This is a genomic window from Calothrix sp. NIES-2100 (assembly GCF_963875285.1).
Classification (GTDB): Bacteria; Cyanobacteriota; Cyanobacteriia; order Cyanobacteriales; family Nostocaceae; genus Aulosira.
In genome coordinates this window covers 3,408,010-3,428,287 of record NZ_CAWNLA010000001.1, presented here as the reverse complement: position 1 = coordinate 3,428,287, position 20,278 = coordinate 3,408,010, and the positions used below count along the sequence as shown (strand labels likewise).

General features: G+C 44.5%; 14 protein-coding genes and 1 pseudogene. 4 read left to right on the top strand and 11 right to left on the bottom strand.

Translation table 11 applies throughout. From position 1 onward, the window contains the following. Positions 1 to 44: 44 nt before the first annotated feature. Positions 45 to 332, top strand: a complete 288-nt coding sequence (locus AACU32_RS14335) for a hypothetical protein (protein WP_096600501.1) — start codon at positions 45 to 47, stop codon at positions 330 to 332. An 82-nt stretch (positions 333 to 414) separates the two neighbouring features. Here AACU32_RS14335 and AACU32_RS14330 read toward each other — a convergent pair whose 3' ends face one another. The 4 genes from AACU32_RS14330 to AACU32_RS14315 all read right to left on the bottom strand — a co-directional run bounded on the left by AACU32_RS14330 (position 415) and on the right by AACU32_RS14315 (position 4,666). Next, on the bottom strand, positions 415 to 1,371 hold the full coding sequence (locus AACU32_RS14330; protein WP_096600499.1) for an MDR/zinc-dependent alcohol dehydrogenase-like family protein: 957 nt from the start codon (positions 1,369 to 1,371) through the stop codon (positions 415 to 417). Between the two features lie 75 nt (positions 1,372 to 1,446). After that, positions 1,447 to 2,034: a hypothetical protein gene (locus tag AACU32_RS14325; RefSeq protein WP_096600497.1), complete on the bottom strand. Its 588-nt coding sequence runs from the start codon at positions 2,032 to 2,034 to the stop codon at positions 1,447 to 1,449. A 245-nt stretch (positions 2,035 to 2,279) separates the two neighbouring features. Then, the gene (locus tag AACU32_RS14320; protein WP_096600495.1) at positions 2,280 to 3,095 is read right to left on the bottom strand and encodes an inositol monophosphatase family protein; all 816 of its coding nucleotides are present in this window, start codon (positions 3,093 to 3,095) and stop codon (positions 2,280 to 2,282) included. Positions 3,096 to 3,232: 137 nt separating this feature from the next. Further along, positions 3,233 to 4,666 carry a BCD family MFS transporter gene (locus AACU32_RS14315; protein ID WP_096600493.1) on the bottom strand — a complete coding sequence of 478 codons (1,434 nt, stop codon included), beginning with the start codon at positions 4,664 to 4,666 and terminating at the stop codon, positions 3,233 to 3,235. A gap of 249 nt (positions 4,667 to 4,915) precedes the next feature. Here AACU32_RS14315 and AACU32_RS14310 point away from each other — a divergent pair, with 249 nt between their 5' ends. Continuing rightward, a complete protein-coding gene (locus AACU32_RS14310; RefSeq protein WP_096600491.1) occupies positions 4,916 to 5,863 on the top strand; it encodes an aldo/keto reductase in 948 nt (315 codons plus the stop codon). A 285-nt stretch (positions 5,864 to 6,148) separates the two neighbouring features. Here the strand turns inward: AACU32_RS14310 and AACU32_RS14305 are convergent, their stop codons facing one another. The 7 genes and pseudogenes from AACU32_RS14305 to rimO form a co-directional block, all read right to left on the bottom strand. Beyond that, the gene (locus tag AACU32_RS14305; RefSeq protein WP_096600489.1) at positions 6,149 to 7,552 is read right to left on the bottom strand and encodes a family 2B encapsulin nanocompartment shell protein; all 1,404 of its coding nucleotides are present in this window, start codon (positions 7,550 to 7,552) and stop codon (positions 6,149 to 6,151) included. Between the two features lie 402 nt (positions 7,553 to 7,954). Then, positions 7,955 to 9,361 (bottom strand): family 2B encapsulin nanocompartment shell protein, encoded by a 1,407-nt coding sequence (locus tag AACU32_RS14300; RefSeq protein WP_096600487.1) that lies wholly within the window; start codon positions 9,359 to 9,361, stop codon positions 7,955 to 7,957. A gap of 57 nt (positions 9,362 to 9,418) precedes the next feature. After that, positions 9,419 to 11,710: a family 2 encapsulin nanocompartment cargo protein terpene cyclase gene (locus AACU32_RS14295; protein WP_096600485.1), complete on the bottom strand. Its 2,292-nt coding sequence runs from the start codon at positions 11,708 to 11,710 to the stop codon at positions 9,419 to 9,421. Between the two features lie 859 nt (positions 11,711 to 12,569). Beyond that, positions 12,570 to 13,340, bottom strand: a complete 771-nt coding sequence (locus tag AACU32_RS14290) for a ferritin-like domain-containing protein (protein WP_339377884.1) — start codon at positions 13,338 to 13,340, stop codon at positions 12,570 to 12,572. Positions 13,341 to 13,527: 187 nt separating this feature from the next. Then, positions 13,528 to 13,773 (bottom strand): annotated as a pseudogene (locus tag AACU32_RS14285) (Uma2 family endonuclease); the annotation flags it as partial. Between the two features lie 552 nt (positions 13,774 to 14,325). Then, positions 14,326 to 15,870, bottom strand: a complete 1,545-nt coding sequence (locus AACU32_RS14280; protein WP_096600481.1) for a DEAD/DEAH box helicase — start codon at positions 15,868 to 15,870, stop codon at positions 14,326 to 14,328. A gap of 92 nt (positions 15,871 to 15,962) precedes the next feature. After that, positions 15,963 to 17,282 (bottom strand): 30S ribosomal protein S12 methylthiotransferase RimO, encoded by a 1,320-nt coding sequence (rimO, locus tag AACU32_RS14275; protein ID WP_096600479.1) that lies wholly within the window; start codon positions 17,280 to 17,282, stop codon positions 15,963 to 15,965. An 881-nt stretch (positions 17,283 to 18,163) separates the two neighbouring features. Here rimO and btpA point away from each other — a divergent pair. After that, positions 18,164 to 19,012: a photosystem I biogenesis protein BtpA gene (gene btpA / locus AACU32_RS14270; protein WP_096600477.1), complete on the top strand. Its 849-nt coding sequence runs from the start codon at positions 18,164 to 18,166 to the stop codon at positions 19,010 to 19,012. 172 nt (positions 19,013 to 19,184) lie between these two features. Further along, positions 19,185 to 20,168 (top strand): vitamin K epoxide reductase family protein, encoded by a 984-nt coding sequence (locus AACU32_RS14265; RefSeq protein ID WP_096608011.1) that lies wholly within the window; start codon positions 19,185 to 19,187, stop codon positions 20,166 to 20,168. Positions 20,169 to 20,278: the final 110 nt, after the last annotated feature.

Genomic DNA, 20,278 nt, shown 5'->3' with positions numbered 1-20,278 from the left:
CTGTCGCCTTCTTTTTGAAATTGGCATGAATATGAGAAATTGCCATGTTAAAACTTATTTCTGATCTGATTCATGGGATTCAATTTTTCTTAATCCCTATTTGCTTTGTTGTCGCTTGGTCTGTAATCATTCTCGGTGCTTGGAGTCTATGGGCCACAGTGCGAGATAGTGTTAATAAAGCCAAGCAAATGCATCAAATACCTTGTACTGGTTGCCAATTTTTCACTGATGATTACCGCCTAAAATGTACTGTACATCCGTCCCGCGCCAATACAGAAGAAGCTATCGATTGTACTGATTTTCACGCTAAAACCAATCCCATGCTTTATTAAAAGGATGAGGAAGCAGAGGGTACAAGGAGGACAAGGAAGACAGGGGAGAAATAACAACTGACAACTGACAACTGACCATTGACTATTGACTAATTTCCAACAAAACTTTTAAAACCCCCCGACTTTGAGCGTGTTTAAAAGCTGTCAACCCGTCGCTGAGTTGATAGCAAGCATGAATTAATGGTTCTACGTCAACTTGTTCTGTGGCGAGTAGTTGAAGTGCAGGTGCAAAGGGGCCGCAACGGGAACCAATGAGCGTGATTTCATCTACTACCAAAGACGAAGCATCTAAGCTGAGGTTCCCAGCATAAGTACTTTTAAGTACCAATGTACCTCTAGGACGTAAAGCACGACGAGCGATCGCAAATCCTTCTGGATTACCAGTACACTCTACTGAAATATCGAAAAATCTGTCTGTAACAGCAGCGGCTAAACCCGTTTTAATCCCTCTTGCCTCTAGATTACCAAGTTTTTCTTGATGACGACCAACTACCAAAAGTTCGCAACCTGTTAAGGCTATTGTCTGTGCTACCAGTTGTCCCAGCTTACCATCTCCCACTACCAGTACTCGGTGATTAGCACCTAACTCTACCTGTTGCTGAATTTCTAATGCTGCTGCTAATGGTTCAGTAAAGGTTGCTACTTCTGTAGGTACATTATCAGGTACGTGGTGTAAGTTCTCTATCGGCAAACAGAGATATTCAGCAAAGGCTCCGTGGCGATTAACGATACCTAATACACTGCGGTTTTCACAGTGAGTCGATTGTTTGCTCAGGCAAAATCGACAATGCCCACAAACAGCGTTAATTTCTCCCACTACCCGCTGGTTAAGTAGGTTTTCTGGCCCTTGTTCAACAACACCAACAAACTCATGTCCTAAAATACCACTGTAGGGATAGTAGCCTCTTAGCAGTTCTAAGTCCGTATTACAAATACCTGCACGCAAAACACGTACAAGGGCTTCTCCTGGTGGTGGTTCTGGAGTGGGAATGTCAGTGCGTAATTTTAATTGGTTGTTTTCGAGCCAGAGTCCTTTCATCAAAAACCTCCGAGAAACTCCAACCTCAACGGGATCTGGTTGGGGGTTAGGAAAAAATCATATTTCAGTATAAAATCACTTTGCATCTTTCTGAAGGATTGCAGTCTGGGTCATATTGTAGGAATTGGGCTGAGTTTTGCTTAACCAAGTCACTAGGTCATCTGCATGTACGGCTATCTCATTTCCTAAAGTTTTAATATATAGAAGTCCATCGCTAATAGTTAAATCTCTGATGGGATACCATGCATCTCGTGTACGGATCAGTAGTTCTAAAGGAATCCCTATTTGTAAAGCATATTTACGATATTTCCACCAAGCTCGCCATAGAAAAACCGATTTGGTACCGTGCATCTTATAGCCGTTAGGTACTTGGCAGTAGCGATACTCGTAGAAACCCCGACGATCTATTTCACCTGTAAGAATATAGCTATACTCAGCTAATACTTCATTAAGCGCTTCCCAGTACGATGAAGTTGCACTAATTACGAATATTGATGGTGTATAAGCTAATTCGGCACTAGCAATGACACCTTCTACTTTTGCTATTACTTGGGTACTTTGATATACTGTTTGCGCCGTCAAAAAAGCGTTGGACAGCAAAACTTCTTGTTTCTGGATAGAGTTATAAACAAAAACTCGCATCAATTCTAAATTAGACAACATGGCTTTTTTTATACTCAGTGTCCCACCGCAACATTATGGGAGTGACAACACAGTATAAATTAGGTATAACTAATTCCATCAACTGTAAATATAATGAAATCCTTATATATTAAGGATTATAAAGTATAATTTCACACTAAATATTCACTTAAGTAGTCATGCAAAATTAAATATACATCGTCCGTAGCGAGTGTAGCGATCCCTCTCAAGCGTTTCCTCTCTCAAGGGAGAGAGTTCCGCCTTTTTTAGAGTGAGGAGAAGCTTAAATTAGTCAAAAATGGTGTAAATACTGGAACCAATTCTGAATTGCTGACAACCAGAGTGGGAAAAGAGCGATCGCTGTAATCTTCCCCTGCTAACAGCGGAAATGGTTCTGATTTCAGGGATAACCAAGTACCGCCAGCGGCTTTGACAATTACCCAAGCGCCTGCTAAATCCCAAACTTTGGGCGTGGCTTCAATCCCACCCAAAGTTGCACCATTTGCTACAGTCAGGAAGTTATAGCTAGCTACACCCAACATGCGAATTTTACAGGGAAAACCTGGTTGCATAGCTGCCGTGCTGCGGGAACAGAGATTAAAAAAGTGATTATTGCTGGGAGCATCAGGACTGGTATGGATAGGGTGGTGGTTAAGAAACGCCCCAGTCGGTGTTGCTAATCCAGAAGCACCTTCCCAAAAACCATGAAAAGTTTGATTCAGTGTTGGCGCGTAGACAAAACCAAAAATTGGTATTCCCCGATACAATAAGCCTAGGGAAATCGACCAAATGGGAATGCCTCTTGTAAAGTTAGTTGTCCCATCCAAAGGGTCAATTACCCAGCACCATTCTGTACCTGGAAAAACTAGGTCTGCCTCTTCACTTAAAATACCGTAACCAGGGAAAGTAGAAGCGATCGCATCTCTCAGGGTTTGATCTGCCCATTTATCAGATTGCGTCACCAAAGTGCCATCAGCCTTTTGTGAAGCCTGCACCCGCCCAAAATCTTGCATTAATTGCTTACCCACTCTAGTGGTGGTAGTTTGGGCAAAATCGAGAATTGTATTCCAAAAATCGTTCATGTATCAGGGATGAGGGAGATGAGGTAGATGAGGGAGACAAGGAGGACAAGGGAGACAAGGAGGACAAGGGGGACAAGGGAGACAAGGAGGACAAATGACCAATGCCCAATGCCCCATGCCCCATGCCCCATGCCCATTTAATCTAAATCACTTTCCAAAACAGAAGCGATCGCTTGTTTGGTAGTTGTTTGGAATTCTGTCACATTTACGCGATTGAGAAACCAAATTGATACCAACATTCCTATAGCTTCTAAGACAAATACTAGTCCATAGGCTAATTGTAGGCTAGGTAGTAGCTTCTTTCCTGTATCTAATACAGCACCAGCAAATACAAATGCCAAACCTCTAGAAATAGATTGTGCTAGTCCCCATGCACCAATAAATGTACCTGCGGCTTCCGCAGCAGTCAAATCTAGCATCAAGCTAACTGCGGCTGTGGTTAAAACACCAGTAGATAAACCAAACAAAACTAGACCTAATTTGAGAAAGGCTGGATTAGCTGAAAATCCTGATATTCCTAGTAGTAGAGCAGAGAATGCTACTAAAATACAGCCCATTTTTGCAGTTCTGCGCTTACCTAGGCGTGGAACAACTAAAAAGCCAGCAACACCGTAAGCTATTAAAATGCCTATGCCGTAAAAAACATTAAGTCTGGTGCTTTCATCGTATTTCATGTTAAAAACATCAGCTGCATATAGTTCCACAATTGGATCTTGCATGAACAAGCTGATAGTCATAACTAATAAAAATGTGAAGAACAAGCCTGTTTGCGGACTAGCTGTGAGAATTTCCCATGCTTTAAATAAGGTGATGCTGTCTTCGCGATTAACTACTTGAGAACGCTTAGTGTATAGGGAATATTTTTTTTCTACACCTAATGTTGCGGCGATCGCTAACCCAAATACCAGAGCTGGCACAATCATAAATAATCTATTGACTGCTGCCTGCAAAGTTTCTATATTGGCTCCTGGCGTTAATTGCTTGAGTAAGCTAGAGCTAATAATCGCCCCAACAATAATACCTACCATTAGCATCGACCAGACAACACCAACGACTTTAGAACGGTTGTCTTCTTCCGACACATCCACCAACAAAGCAGCAAAAGCGGTACCACTGGCACAAAGGGCTAAACCGTAGATCGCAAATACTAAAGACAGAAGCGCAGTCCAGCCAATAGTTTGCGTTGTCCATACCCAAGTACCTGCATTTTCGACGGCAAAATCTAGCTGCCACATTACTTGTACAAATAAAAAGGCCGCGATCGCAAATATTGCTGCTCCTATCCAAACATAAGCTGTACGATGATAACCCCACATCGGTTTAGCATCTGATATCTGACCAAACCAGATGCGCGAAGGTGCAACAAATGCTTGTAGCGCCAGCACTAACGAACCTAACGTTGCAGGAATTGCTATTTCCTTAATCAGGACTCTGTTGAGTACCCCCAGAGTCAAGATAGACATCATACTCAACCCCATTTGAAACAAGCCTAGCCTAAACATGGTCAGCAGATTGACCCTGGGCACAGATGGGGAGTTACTTGAGGAATCAAATGCTTCACTGCTTGCCATAGCTACTTTATGCGATTTGGAATTTTATTGTCCCATTTACTCAAGATAAACCCTGACATTCCAGATTTCTCTAAAATTTGTCATTAGTCATTGGTCATTGGTCATTTGTTATTTCTCCTTGTCTCCCTTGTCTCCCTTGTCCCCCTTCCCTTGTCTCCCTCCCCTCCCCTGCGATTGATTACACACTTGGGGTGTAACGCTACACTAAAAAAGTAAAGAAATGTAACAATAAATATAATGTTGACAAACGTGGAAACCATCACTTTAGGGAAAAATGGCCCAGTTGTTACGCCGCTTTGTTTAGGAACTTGGGCTTGGGGTGATAAGCTATTTTGGAGTTATGGCGATGGCTACGGTCCAGAACAGTTAAAAGAAGCCTTCACCGCCGCCCTGGAGGCTGGTGTGACTTTCTTTGATACTGCGGAAGTTTACGGACTGGGAACTAGCGAAACTCTTCTAGGGCAATTTTTGCAAGAAACGCAGCAACCTGTGCAAATTGCCACAAAATTTGGGCCGCTACCTTGGCGATTTACCGGACAATCAGTTGCTGAGGCGTTAACAGACAGCCTCAAGCGCCTACAATTACAGCGAATTGAACTTTATCAAGTTCATTGGCCTTTTACCTTCTTTTTAAGCCACGAAACACTGATGAACGCCCTCGCTGATGAAGTGCAAAAGGGGAGAATTGGCGCTATAGGCGTGAGTAATTATTCAGCAGCCCAAATGCGAGAAGCCCATCAAATTTTGGCAGCTAGGGGAGTACCTTTAGCAGTGAATCAGGTACGCTACTCTTTGCTGTCTCGCCAAATTGAAAGTCAAGGTATTCTGTCTACGGCTCGGGATTTGGGTGTAACAATTTTGGCATATAGTCCTTTAGCTCAGGGATTACTCACAGGTAAATACACCGCTAATAGTAGCGAAACCCCAACGGGTGCAAGAAAAATCGACCCAAGATTTAGTAAAGATGGCTTGCAAAAAATCACACCAGTAATATCTTTGTTACAGAAATTTGGCGAAAAATACGATCGCACTCCTGCCCAAATTGCTTTAAATTGGTTAATTGCTCAAGGTAACGTCATTCCTATTGCTGGGGTGAAAACTGCGCAACAAGTTAAACAAAATGCTGGCGCTTTGGGCTGGAAATTAAGCGATGATGAAATTGGCGAGTTAGAACAAGTAACTCGCCCTTGGCTGTAATATTTTTTTTGGCAAATAATCAGGAATAACTCAAAATTAACGTGAGTTCGATGCACAAGATTTTGACCTCACCCCCAACCCCTCTCCTAAAAGGAGAGGGGAGCGAAAAGCTTAATTTTTCGTTACTCCTCCCTCTCCTGCGAGGAGAGGGAGGCCGGGTGGGTGAGGTCTGTCGAACTCACGTAAAATTAATGACACAACGTCGTTGCAAATGAAGCGATACAGAATGTAGATAAGAAATACTTTCCCGTTCCCTCAAACAGAAAACGGGAAAGCTCAAAAACTTCAGCGACCAATTTCAACATCCTCTAGGATACCCAGTGCGTCAGGAACGAGGACTGCGGCGGAGTAATAAGCAGTGACGAGGTAGGAAATGATGGCTTTTTCGCTGATACCCATGAAGCGGACAGATAAACTGGGTTGGTATTCGTCAGGGATACCGGTTTGATGTAAGCCGATGACACCTTGGTCTTCTACACCAGTGCGCATGACTAGGATGGAACTGGTTTGGCGATCGCTAATTGGGATTTTGTTACAGGGAAAAATCGGTACACCGCGCCAGGTGGATATCCTAGTCCCGTCTACGTCAATGCTTTGGGGATAGACACCCATGCGGTTACACTCCCGACCGAAAGCAGCAATAGTACGGGGATGTGCTAAGAAAAATTTTGACTTTCGGCGACGAGTCAGCAGTTCATCAAGGTCATCGGGGGTAGGTGGACCATTGCGAGTGTAAATGCGCTGTTTCAGGTCAGCATTATGCAGCAACCCGAATTCGCGGTTGTTGATTAATTCGTTTTCTTGACGTTCCCGCAATGCTTCGATGGTTAGCCGCAGTTGTTGTTCGGTCTGATTCATCGGTTCGTTGTACAGATCCGCTACCCGCGTATGTACCCGTAACACAGTTTGCGCCACACTCAACTCATATTCGCGAGGCTTAAGTTCGTAATCAACAAAGGTTCCTGGTAGTTCCGTCTCCCCCACATGACCAGAAGCGATCGCAATGGCGGCTTCTCCATACTTATTCTGTGGGGCTTGTAGGCGAGTTCGCAAGCTATCGATGTGAGCCTGCAATGTTTGGGACTGGTTGAGCAGTGCGCGAAATGATTGTTGTGGTATTGCCAATACCGTGGTGCGAGTAATAGCTTTGATTGTAAATTGCCATGTACTCTGGGGTTCTAGCAAAGTGCGATCGCCAAAATAATCGCCATCAGCTAATACACCTAACAAAGTCTGCTCATCATACTTACCTACACCAATTTTGTTCACCTTGCCATGAGCAATCAAAAACAGGCGATCGGCTGGCTGTCCTACTTCCACTATGATGTCATCCGGTGCAAACTCTTGCTGCACAAACTGACTCGCCAAAGCATTCAATACTTCGGTGTCCTCATATCCACGCAGCAATGGTAACTCACCCAATTCCTGGGGAATCACCTGTACCTCAGCCCCAGTATTGGTAAAAGTTATGCGCCCATCACCCAATGTATAAGTTAACCTTCGGTTCACCCGATAAGTACCACCCTTGGTCTGTACCCACGGCAACATTTTTAACAACCAGCGCGGGGTAATTTCCTGCATCTGCGGTGCAGATTTGGTTGTAGTGGACAAATTCCGCGCCGCAGCTGTACTTAAACTCAGTTGCGGTTGTCCATCAATATTTAAATTCGCTTCAATAGAATCTGTCATCACCTAATTCTCTATTTACTAACAAAAATGCTGGAAATAGGTGAGAGGGTAAGATGATAAAGCTTTTGTCAATAATTAGAGGACTTACGCAAAAAACCTCTGGAAATCTCATCTCTCTGTGTCCTCTGCGTCCTCTGCGGTTAATTTTTCCGTTACTTGTGCGTAAGTCCTGTAATTAATGTTGCTGAAAAATATTCCCAAAACCCTGGTAGCGAAACTCCTCACCCACAAAACGCTGCGAGAATCAAGGAGCTTCGCTAACCCATGCATCAACTTTGTACTGCTCATTCACTGTGAAATTGAAAATTCAGTACAAATTTGATTTTAATACTTGATTTTGCCTCTATTTTCAGTGTAATTTCTCATTGACAAAAGTCAATCACCTTAAACTCTCACCAATTCTCAAGTTCCAATTTGCACATCTTCGAGGATACCGAGTGCGTCAGGAACGAGGACGGCGGCGGAATAGTAGGCGGTGACGAGGTAGGAAATGATCGCCTTTTCGCTGATACCCATGAAGCGCACAGATAAGCTGGGTTGGTATTCGTCGGGAATACCAGTTTGATGTAAGCCAATCACCCCTTGTTTTTCTACACCGGTACGAAGTAAGAGGATAGAACTGGTGCGGTTACTGCTGATGGGAATCTTGTTGCAGGGAAAGATAGGTACACCGCGCCATGCAGGTACTTGGTTACCACCCATATCTATATTTTGTGGATAAACACCCATACGGTTAGCTTCCCGACCGATGGCCGCAATAGTACGAGGGTGAGCGAGGAAGAACCCAGGCTCTTTCCATACTGTGGCTAGTAGATCATCAAGGTCATCGGGGGTTGGCGGGCCACTGCGGGTATAGATGCGTTGTTTGAAGTCAGCATTATGCAGCAACCCGAATTCGCGGTTGTTGATCAATTCGTTTTCTTGACGTTCCCGTAAGGCTTCAATGGTCAACCTTAATTGTTGTTCGGTCTGATTCATCGGTTCGTTGTACAAATCCGCAACCCGCGTATGTACGCGCAATACAGTTTGCGCCACACTCAACTCATATTCACGGGGCTTGAGTTCGTAATCAACAAAGGTTCCTGGTAATTCAACCTCTCCAACATATCCAGAAGTAATCTCAATAGAGGCTTCACCAGATGCATTAGTTGGGGCTTCCTGGCGAGTTCGATAGCTATCGATGTGAGCCTGTAATGTCTGGGACTGGTTGAGCAATTCGCGGAAAGCTTGTTGTGGTAATGCTAATACAGTAGTGCGGGTGAGGGCTTGTACTGTGAATTCCCATGTACTTTCAGGTTCTAACAAAATGCGATCGCCAAAATAATCGCCGTCAGCTAACACACCTAACACGGTTTGTTCATCATACTTACCCACACCAATCTTGTTCACCCTGCCATGAGCAATCAAGAACACGCGATCGGCTGGCTGTCCTAACTGCACGATTGTGTCACCAGCGGCGAACTCCTGCTGCACAAACCGACCTGCTAAGGCAGTCAATACCTCAGTGTCCTCATATCCTCGCAGCAATGGTAACTCACCCAGTTCTTGGGGAATCACCTGTACAGCCGCGCCGGTGTTGGTAAAAGTCACGCGCCCATCGCCCAAAGCATAAGTCAATCTTCGGTTAACCCGATAAGTACCTCCCTTGGTCTGTACCCACGGTAATAGCTTCAACAACCAGCGTGAGGTAATTTCCTGCATCTGCGGTGCAGATTTGGTTGTTGTTGCCAAATTCCGGGCAGCAGGTGTACTCAAACTCAGTTGAAATCGTTCATCAACATTTAAATTCGACTGGTTAGCATCTGTCATAATCTCATCCTCTACTTTCTAGTTATTCAAAAAATCGATCTCGTGCGATCGCATACTCTATCCACCACCAAAAGAACCCGACTCTACTTGAGTAGGTACTGAATTTGAACCCCACGCACCAACCAAAGATTGAATCCGCGCCGCTGATGTCCCCAATCCTTTGGGACCTCTGAGCAATTGCCCTGCTGGCGTGTTATTACGCAATTCAAATTCCTTATAGCGGTCTACCGTTATATGCCACTTGAGTACGCCGCACATCCACTGCTGTAATTTTTGGACGTATCCATTCAGTTTTTCACGGGTGTTTGTATCCAGGTTGAAATCGTCGAACAGAATCGGCAATTCAGTAGCAACAATGTGTTCAAATTGACGCGCCCGCGAGGTCATCAGGTCGTTGACAACCTCGACGGCCTGTGAGGTATCGCAGTTGAGGAATTGCTGAACGACTAGCACACCGTTATTGAGTTCGCCCTCGAATTCGATTTCTTTCTGGTAAGAGAAGATATCGTTAGTCAAACAGGCGAAGTCGGCGGCGGAATTATCCAGCTGACGCATCGATCGGGTATGGTAGATTTCCAGCGGAATCTCGTCGCCTTGAGCTAATCGCGACAGGCTCATCGTCAGATCCGAGCCAAATGTCTTACGACGCATCTCAACATAATCTATCGGGTCTGGAATCCGATTTTGGATTTGGTTGGCGAGTTCCCACAACCAGCTTTCAGTCATGTCCTGAATAGCACGGCGGAACTCACGGCGGCCGATCTCCGACATCGGGCCAGCTGTACGAGACCACAGGTCAGCCAAACCACATTCCACCGGGTTGGTTGGGTCTGGAATCGGGCTGGAATCAACAGGCATAAATGCGGACAGTCGGGCATTGAACACTTTCGCACCAGCCATGTTGCGGTTGTGTCCGTAGAGTGCGGGGAAGTAATCGTCAGCATAGGTTCCCCAGACTAGCCAGCACGCCGTCAGATTTAGTTCCTCAGCAGACCCATTCGGATGGATGAACGCACCGCATAAAGCCACGTCAGCAACATCAAATTTGTGGTCATCCCAAATAACGGCTTCAGGAATACCAGGTAGTGAATCTAGCATCCCCATCTGACGCGCCCATTCCTTAGAATGATGCCTTGCAGTATTCAAGTGGCGATTCAAACTGGTAGTAAAAGGCATGTAAAACTTCGGTAGTTTCACAGTCCCTACAGCCTTGTAGGGAACGTGAGTGAAGCTTTTGAACCTTCCTATACCTAAGGTGGTGTATAGCGATTCTATACGTACCGCCGATGTCCCTAGTCCAGTCGGACCGCCCAAAAATAAGGTGGGTGTGGAAGAATTATCCCCTCCCTTGTTCATGTAGCGGCTCGATCGCATGTGCCACTCGTGACCGCCTGACTGCCAATCCTGAAGTCCTTTGATATATAGCAGAACGTTGATCCGTGCCACCGGGTCTAGTCCATGTTCCTCAAAGAGCGAGGGCAACTCAGTGACGGCGGTGTTATCAAACTGCTGTAATCGCGAGGTCAGCAGATCGTTGGTCAGGTTAGCGGCTACCTGGGTACTCACATTTAAGAATCGCTCTAATACCAACACACAGTTGGCGTTCTCTCCTTCATCCTCCACTTCTCGTTGGTAAGAAAACAAGTCATTACGCAGATGTACCCCATCTGCAAATGTATCTTTGAGTACACGCATCGGTCGAGTTGCGGCGATTTCCGCCGGGATCTCTACAAACGCAGCGTGTTCGACGAGATGGGCTGACCACGGCGCACCGCCTACCTTCCGCCGCATCTCGATGTATTCGATGGGGTTAGCAATCCGATCCTGACGAATATTGGAGAGTTCCCAAAGAGACTCTTCTAGTAAATGCTCGGTACTCTCCGCAAACCGCAACCGCCAGTCCACAGTTTTGCTAAATGCAGTACGAGACCACAAATCGGCTAAACCACGCTCCACCGGATTGGTGGGTACTGGGGGGGTGTCGGTGGGGTAAATTGGCATGAACGCCGGTAGTCTGCCAAGATACTCCTTCGCCCCAGCCATATCTTGGGTGCGCTTATAGATTTCCAAAAAGTGATCGTCGAAGAAGAACACCCAAACATACCAATCAGTCACTAAGTCAAGCTCCGTACCTGGCGCATCTGGATGGGTATAGGAACACAGCAAAGCGTAGTCATGGGCATCGAATGTCCGCTCGTCCCAGATAGCGGAGTTTTCCGCTTCTTCTTGTGAGCCAAGTATCCCCATCTCGTAAGCCCACGCTTTGGAATGCACTCGCGCCGCTTCCAAGTTTGGGTTCAACCGCGCGGGCCAAGGCATGTAAAAATCCGGCAGTTCAAAGGGTTGCATGATCTGCGCGTCACCTCCTGTAGAATTTTTTTGCTGAGCGTTGCTGAATTGAGTTATGAATCTAAATCTAGAGACGTTCCAGGAAACGTGTTTACAAGGGTTTTGTCAGAACACAAAATTATGTTCATACATGACATCAGCAACGCCTTTTGCTGTGTTGATTTCTTGCTTGAGCATCGTTGTGTTTCATGAGTATCCTGACCACCTGGGCTAGTCCCCACATCCGCTTAGCTTGTGGTGGCTCATGTTCAGGTGATAATACAAGATGCTCTTAACCAAATAACGAGCTATGTACGTTGTAGTTAAAGTTCTCTATACCCAAAGATCAGGTATTTGAAAAAGCAGTTTTAGCCATTAGTTATTTCTGCTTTTGGCAGATGAATTTTTAGCGATGTATTTATGTTGCTCTCATAATTTTTCATAGTCTTGTAAAAAAGTCAACAAGTAGATTACGACACTTAAGTAAGCGGGTAAATCATGAATTGAAGAATTATGAAGACAGTTAAGACACTTAAGCAAATAGTCGAATCATGAATTGAAGAATTAGAAGACACTTAAGACATTTAAGCAGGTAATTAAAATATTTAAGACAGTTATTGAATAATCATTACTAATTGTTAATTTCTCCCGCTAATAATCGCTGCTAAAACTAGCATTTACGCATTGACATAAAACTGCCTACGTGCATTTAATACAACTTTCTGTTTTAAGTAAGTATTCGTCATGAACGGTTAAGACGCTTCTAGATGCGTAACGGCTTAAAACAGGGTAGTCAGTGGTGTCATTGGTAAGGGTTTAGATCCCCGACTTCTTCAAGAAGTCGGGGATCTGAATCGCCATCAAGTCCAAGTGCGTAATTTTATCCCTGATACTTCTCTGGTTTCATTCGCTGCCAAGCAAAATTCATTTTTACCCATGCATCTTGCCAGTAACTTCTGAAGTCATATCCTCCTGCTTTGATAGCATGACGATGACCAAACCATACCAAAATTACTGTTAATAAAAAGAGAATTTTTTGTATTAGGTAAGTTAGTTGCCGTAACCAAATAGGTCGATTTTTATAAATAATAGCTAGCCGTTCATATTGAAAGCGGATGTGTTTAACTTCATCCCTTAATATCTGCTGACATAACTGTTGTAAAATAATAGAATTTGTGGCTTTTTGGATGGCTTTATAATAAACTAAAGCCAGTGTTTCTACAATGATGACTGGTGTTGTCCAAATCTCCATGTTTGGCGTTGAATAGCGTAGTAAACGGAATATTGTGTCACCCCAGTTACTTTTTAATCGGGGAATGTGGGCAAGATCAAGAAATCTTCCCAAATCGTTACCGTGGCGTTGTTCTTCCTTAATAAATAGTTCGATAACATCAATATATTTAGGATCGTTAATCTGCTTTGCGTACTTTCTAGTAGCAGCAAGTAAATGCGAACCATCTGATGTTTCACCCAATTGCCAAGCTGCTAGTGAAGCCGCTATTGCATTCCGTTCATCTTGTGTAATTTCTGCTCCTCGTTCCCAAGGAATATCCAACTGATATTCTGCATTGGCTTTGTAATATGCATACCACTGAGCAGATGTGGTTACTGAAGCTGAAGTGGGTAAAAGTTGGTGAGGATTCATCAACATTCTGACTGTTTATTAGATTGCTACTATCTGATTTTTCCCAAAATTAACTGCGAAAATTTAGAGGATTTGGGGCATGAATAAACAGTTTGACTACTTTGTGCCTAAGAAAGCGGGTTAATGCAAAAGTTTATCTTCAGATACCCGATAACTTCTGCGAAGTCGGGGATCTAAATCCAGCTTACTTTTTTTAATCAAATACAGGCGTCCACAGTTTTGATACTGTAAGCTCCCAACCAGGTAATAAATCGGGTAATGTCAGTTTATCGTTGTCTTGTAAAATTATTGGTTCTTGCTGAAGTCGGTAAACGGTTAATGTCAATTGATCGGGATCAATCAGGATACCAACTGTAGATCCAAGTTCTAAAAATAGTTAAATTTTTTCTATAAATGGTTTGGGGCGGTCTGACTTAGATTTTATTTCTACCAACAAGTCAGCTTCTCACTCATGGGAAAAACCCACAACCAAACATGAAAATATCTCTTCTTGCTTCCCCTAGCCCCTAGTCCCTAACCCCTATTTTCAAGCTAGGTACAAGTTCTACAAAGTCGCGTTGGTTTTTTTTGAGTCGATCAGCAATATTCTGAAAAAGTGCCAAAAAGTCGAAAGTCAAAAGTCAAAACTGTGAAGTACACACCACCAACCTAGTGGTTATAGTAAAAAACTTTTTGCTAACTCCAGTGAAATTCTAACTCTTGACTCTTGACTCTTGACTCTTGAAAGCCAGTTTACTAGACGGGGGTAGCCTCCGCACATCACTGGCTCCTCTTGATCGTGCCAATTTTAGATTTTGGATTTTGGATTTTGGATTGGGTTTTGCGAACCGCAGCAGGGAAGCCGCACAAATCTAAAATTGCTGGCTCTCAAATCCCTACCCTGCATACCAAAAGTGGTGCAGTCAATCTAAAATCGTAAATCTAACTTGAAAAGTTCAGATCTAAGAAAGCCTTATCTGGTGACTTTTCGCAAAATCCAAAATTGTTTGGCTTAGGAAGCCGATTCTCTAGCTGTAGATGAACCTAGCTTGTGATTAACAGGAGTAATGGCAGCATCACGACGGCCTGTCCGCAATTTTGGCTTGGGAGTACCACGTCTGTCATCATCCCCAATGTTGTTGTCTGATTTGCTCCAAGAAGACCGGGTGCGTTCAGAAGAACCATCACGACGCTGCTTGACGAGCTTGGGTTTGGGAGCGGAAAGATTTTCCTCTTGGGGAATTTCAATGTCTGAACTTAGCCAAGCGGGACGGGTTTGATCGTAAGCGATTTGCAGCGCTGCTGCTGCGATCGCCTGAGCGTCATATTTTTCGATCAGTTCGCTGACTATCGGTAAAAATGAAGCTAGGCGTTCGCCTGTCAAAGCTTCTCCTACCTGTTGCTGCAATTTATTGATGTGCCGCGCTTCAATTTGTGCCCTGGTGGGAATTGACAGCAATTGCCAACTTTGGCGGTTATGGCGTTCAAATATCTGTTGCTTGCGGCGCTCAAATGGTTGTACTAGGGAAATCGCTGTTCCTTCTTTACCAGCCCGACCAGTACGACCAATGCGGTGGACGTAGGTTTCTACGCTATCGGGTAAGTCGTAGTTGATCACATGAGACAGTTGGTCTACATCTAATCCCCGGGCGGCAATATCAGTTGCTACCACCCAGCGCACTTGACGATTGCGGAATCGGCTTAGTAAGCGCTCTCTAGCTTGCTGAGATAAATCACCGTGGTATTCATCGACACTATGTCCAGCTGCTTGCAGTTGACTGGTGAGTTCAGCAGCGGTGCGTCTGGTACGGACAAATATCAAAGCTGATTCTGGATCTTCCATTTCCAGAATTGGCTGTAAAGCTTTGGCTTTTGTCCAGTGACGGGGAATTAGGTAAGCTACCTGATTAATTTTCGTAGGCGCAGCTTTTGGCTGTTCTACGGTAACTGTCACAGGCGATCGCAAAAACTTGTTCACCAATTGCCGAATTGATGGCGGCATGGTAGCGGAGAATAAAGCTGTTTGGCGATCGTCGGGTGCTTGGGAAAGAATTTTGATTACATCGTCGATAAAGCCCATGCTCAACATTTCATCGGCTTCATCTAAGACAAACCACTTGACTTGATCGAGTTTCAGACAACCGCGATCTAGCAAGTCGATTACCCGTCCTGGAGTACCCACAACCATGTGTACACCACGTCTGAGTTGTAAAATTTGGCGATCAATTGATTGACCACCGTAGATTGCTAATACCCGCAATCCGTCATCGCCCATAAATTGAGCGATCGCATCATGGACTTGCATGGCTAACTCACGAGTTGGAGTCAAAACCAGTGCTTGCACGGCTCTTTGACTAATATCTAGTCGTTCTAAAATTGGCAGAGAAAAGGCTGCGGTTTTTCCTGTTCCGGTTTGGGATTGACCGACCACATCACGACCATCTAGCAGTTGGGGAATTGCTTGGGTTTGAATATTGGTGGGTGTGGTGAAACCGATTTTTTCTAGTTTTTCAACACGTTCTTGGGAAATGCCTAGTTCTTGAAACGAAAGAGTCATTAATTCTCCTAGATTTTATTTTGGATTTTTGGATTTAGTCATTCGTCCTCAGTCATTGGTCATTGGCGATTAGACAAGGGACTTTTGACAAATTAGTTATTGACAATTTGACCGTAAAGGTCGTATGTATCAGCACTTTGGATGTCTACTGGCACAAGTGTTCCTAACTTTGCCTGACCAACCACATAGACCTGCCCATCTATTTCTGGGGCAAATCTCGCCGAACGACCAATCAATTCTCCAGTTTCAGGATTTTCTTGCTCAATCAGGACATCAACAATTTTGCCTACTTCCTGTTGATTCTTTCGCCAAGTAATTGGTTGTTGGAGTTCCATGAGGCGGTTGCGGCGCTCATGCATGATGTCTTGAGGCAACTGATTTGGTAGCTTGTAAGCTGGAGTTTCCTCTTCTGGCGAAAAGGTGAACACGCCCACATGGTCAAATTCGTGCCGCTGGACAAACTTGAGTAGATGTTCAAAATGCTCGTCGGTTTCTCCTGGAAAACCAACAATAAATGTTGTTCTCAACACCGCTGATGGTAGCGCCATCTTGATGCGCTCAATAATCCCATCATTTACCTGTCCTTGCCAGGGACGGTTCATGGCGCGGAGAATTTCTCCATGAGAATGTTGTAAAGGCAAATCTAAGTAGGGCAGGACATTTGGTATTTCTTGGATCGCTGCTATGACATCAGGTGTCAGTCCGGTGGGATAAGCGTAGTGCATCCTGATCCACGGTACATCTACTTCTCCCAAAGCGCGGAGTAATTCGGCTAACTTTGGCTTACCGTAAATATCCAAACCATAATTAGTGGTGATTTGGGAAATCAGAATAATTTCTTGTACCCCTTGACTAGCTAACTGCTTGGCTTCAGCGACAATGGATTCAATAGTACGCGATCGCTGGTTTCCTCTTAGATGAGGAATAATACAAAACGCACAACGATAATCACATCCTTCGGCCACCCGCAGATAAGCTACGCCTTCGGTTGTAGTGCGGTAGCGCGGTGTAGTTTCATCGGCAATATAGGTTGGTTCAATACTAACCTGCTTGACCCGTTCTCCTTGTTCTACCCGCTCAATTACATTGACAATTTTGTGATAATCGCCTGTACCTACTACGGCCACTGCTTCTGGCAACTCTTCCAATAATTGTTCTTGGAAGTGCTGGGCCATACAACCAGTGATCACGATTTTTTTATTCGCCTCTGCCAACTCTACCAAAGTTTTAACAGATTCTTCTCTAGCTGCTTCAATAAAACTACAGGTATTGACAATAACGTAATCTGCTAACTCTTCATTACTATCTACGCCATAGCCTGCTTTGACAAGCAGTCCTAGCATATGCTCTGTATCAATTCGATTTTTCTCGCAGCCCAGGTGAGAAATTGCAATTGTTGGCTTGTCACCCATATTTTGCCAAAATTTTCCGTTTTTTTCTTTTCATCAAACACAAACAGCTCTTAGCTCTGTTTTCATTTGCACCCACATGCGGACAGTACTAAAGTGGAAGGGTAGCATTGCCCCGTCCCTATCCGCAAACCTATGACCTTAATCAAGTTTCAGGTCATGTTATGATGCTTTTATTAATCAGTTTTCCCAGGGTAATATAGAGTGTCTTGGGGTACATTTGACACTTGTTATGTTTTTTAACAATTCGCCTGTTGGTATTTTACATTACCGCAGCGTGTGCGTTGTTAATTTACCCATCGGGAAGCCGCCCAAAGGGCTGGTTGTGAGAAGTCGCTACCCTCAGGGAAATCGCACTTGCGACTACGCCTAATCAAGCAGTAACGCTACCCTTACAGATTAGGCTTTTCCTGCGAACAGGCGCAGGTGAGAGTCCTAAAACTGTGGGAAGCTGCCTCGCGTCTTGTGAGTTGCAAACTCCTCTTTGTAGTCAGGTTTTATCTTAACATATCTTATGGAAGGTTTGACCGCAATTTCCGCCTTAGGGTAGAGGCGGGAAAACCTACCACATAAAACAACATTTAATGCTAAGGAAGGGGCTAGAGATGAGGGACTAGGGGCTAGAGATGAGGGGCTAATGGTCTATCTCATTAATGTTTGAGGGGTAAATAAATTCGTAGTCAGTTAGCACTGCCTCACCGCGCTAGCTTACTACTAACTTATCAAATAACTTATCAAAACTTTTGAATGAACCACTTGGGAACTAAAGAATTATAAAATAAGAATTTTGAATTGCTAGCCTCTCACCCCTAGGCCCTGCTAACCTCTAACCCTGGTTCTCTTAGACCCTGGCCACTAATCGCTAACCCCTCCTAATAATTGACGTGGACTTATATCAGCTATTTAAAACTCGAACACCGATTATTGGCGTAGTACATTTACTACCACTGCCCACCTCGCCCCGCTGGGGAGGTAGCCTCAAAACAGTGATTGATCGCGCCGAACAAGAAGCAACCGCCCTTGCTAGTGGTGGGGTTGACGGTATCATTGTCGAAAATTTTTTCGATGCGCCGTTTACCAAAAATCAGGTCGATCCAGCCATTGTGAGTGCCATGACTGTAGTGGTGCAGCGTATTCAGAATTTGGTGACATTGCCTTTAGGCTTAAATGTTTTGCGGAACGACGCTAAAAGTGCTATGGCGATCGCCAGTTGTGTGCGGGCACAATTTATTCGCGTGAACGTCCTCACTGGGGTAATGGCAACAGACCAAGGTTTAATTGAGGGAGAAGCCCATCAAATACTCCGCTATCGGCGAGAATTAGGCTCTGATGTGAAAATTATGGCCGATGTCTTAGTCAAGCACGCCCGTCCTTTAAGTTCCCCAAATCTCACAGTCGCTGTCAAAGACACAATCGAAAGAGGTTTAGCAGATGCAGTGATTTTGTCAGGCTGGGCTACTGGTAGCCCTCCTAACATAGAAGATTTGGAACTGGCCTGTGGTGCAGCAAATGGCACGCCTGTCTTGATTGGCAGTGGAGCTAATTGGGAAAATATTGCTACACTGATGCAGGCAGCAGATGGTGTAATTGTTTCCAGTTCTCTGAAACGTCACGGTCGGATCGAACAACCAATTGACCCCATTCGTGTTAGTCAATTTGTAGAAGCCGCACGTCGGAGTTGGAACTCTAAGGGTGAAACTAAATCAATTTCTTCAATAACTATACGATCATAGGGCATGGGGCATAGGGCATGGGGCATGGGGCATGGAAGACAAGGGAAGGGAAGGAGGACAAGAAGGACAAGGAGATTAATCCCCAATGCCCAATCCCCAATTCCCAATTCCCAATGCCCAATCCCCAATGCCCAATCCCCAATGCCCATTACCTCATTCCCAATCACAGTTTATGATTCGCCGCCGTTCTACTCCTTGGATTCATAAATGGTCGCGTCCATTGATTGCCGCGATCGCTGGGCTTGGTGCCCTGGTCACAGGTTATCTGACCATCGAAAAGTTAACAGGAGGCAGTGCAGCGTGTACAGCACAAGCTGGTGTCAAAGGCTGTAACGATGTACTTTCTAGCCCCTGGGCAACGGTTTTAGGTCAGCCATTAGCCTTGTTTGGGCTGTTGGCTTATATCAGTATGCTGATATTTGCTTTGGCTCCCTTAGTATTGAAAGCCGGAGATAATAACCGCAAACAAATAGAAAATTGGACTTGGTGGTTGCTGTTAGTAGGCGCGATCGCCATGTCCATCTTTAGTGGCTACTTAATGTATGTACTAGCAACTCAAATTAAAGCCGTTTGTCCTTACTGTATCGGCTCGGCTATTTTCTCTATGAGTATGTTAGTACTCACTATTCTCGGTCGGACTTGGGAGGATGTCGGGCAAATCTTCTTTACCGCCATTATTGTCGGCATGGTTACACTGATTGGCACTTTGGGCATTTATTCTGGTATCAATACATCAAAGGATACAGTTACTTCAACTCCTGGCAAACCAGTACAAATCAGCTTCACTCCCAAAGTACAACCTAATCCACAATTTGGTTGGGAAATCACTACTACTTCCGGTGAAGCAGAAATAGCCCTAGCAAACCATCTTGTCAAAATAGGTGCTAAAGAATATGTTGCTTATTGGTGTCCGCACTGCCACGAACAGAAGCTAATATTTGGTAAAGAAGCTTACAAGATTCTCAATGATACTATTAAAGTAGAGTGCGCTCCCGATGGACTCAAAGGACAACCAGATGTGTGTAAAGCTGCCAAAATAGAAGGCTTCCCTACTTGGATAATTAATGGCAAAAGCTATAGCGGAGTGCAAAATTTAGAGGAACTCGCCAAAGTTTCTAATTATACAGGTTCCCGTAATTTCAAATATTTCAAGTAATCAGGCGATGACTGATACTGAATAGTCAACTGGCTGCATTAAGTAAATTTGCTTCCGGTTGACTTATTTTTTTTTGGTTAATTTTATACTTCATACTTCATAAGCTATTA

What these genes read in the sequence shown, in the direction of transcription:
- AACU32_RS14335 (WP_096600501.1), top strand. Translation starts at nt 45, where the DNA reads ATGTTAAAACTTATTTCTGATCTGATTCATGGGATTCAATTTTTCTTA.
- AACU32_RS14330 (WP_096600499.1), bottom strand. Translation starts at nt 1,371, where the DNA reads ATGAAAGGACTCTGGCTCGAAAACAACCAATTAAAATTACGCACTGAC.
- AACU32_RS14325 (WP_096600497.1), bottom strand. Translation starts at nt 2,034, where the DNA reads ATGTTGTCTAATTTAGAATTGATGCGAGTTTTTGTTTATAACTCTATC.
- AACU32_RS14320 (WP_096600495.1), bottom strand. Translation starts at nt 3,095, where the DNA reads ATGAACGATTTTTGGAATACAATTCTCGATTTTGCCCAAACTACCACC.
- AACU32_RS14315 (WP_096600493.1), bottom strand. Translation starts at nt 4,666, where the DNA reads ATGGCAAGCAGTGAAGCATTTGATTCCTCAAGTAACTCCCCATCTGTG.
- AACU32_RS14305 (WP_096600489.1), bottom strand. Translation starts at nt 7,552, where the DNA reads ATGACAGATTCTATTGAAGCGAATTTAAATATTGATGGACAACCGCAA.
- AACU32_RS14300 (WP_096600487.1), bottom strand. Translation starts at nt 9,361, where the DNA reads ATGACAGATGCTAACCAGTCGAATTTAAATGTTGATGAACGATTTCAA.
- AACU32_RS14295 (WP_096600485.1), bottom strand. Translation starts at nt 11,710, where the DNA reads ATGCAACCCTTTGAACTGCCGGATTTTTACATGCCTTGGCCCGCGCGG.
- AACU32_RS14290 (WP_339377884.1), bottom strand. Translation starts at nt 13,340, where the DNA reads ATGTTGATGAATCCTCACCAACTTTTACCCACTTCAGCTTCAGTAACC.
- AACU32_RS14280 (WP_096600481.1), bottom strand. Translation starts at nt 15,870, where the DNA reads ATGACTCTTTCGTTTCAAGAACTAGGCATTTCCCAAGAACGTGTTGAA.
- rimO (WP_096600479.1), bottom strand. Translation starts at nt 17,282, where the DNA reads ATGGGTGACAAGCCAACAATTGCAATTTCTCACCTGGGCTGCGAGAAA.
- AACU32_RS14265 (WP_096608011.1), top strand. Translation starts at nt 19,185, where the DNA reads ATGATTCGCCGCCGTTCTACTCCTTGGATTCATAAATGGTCGCGTCCA.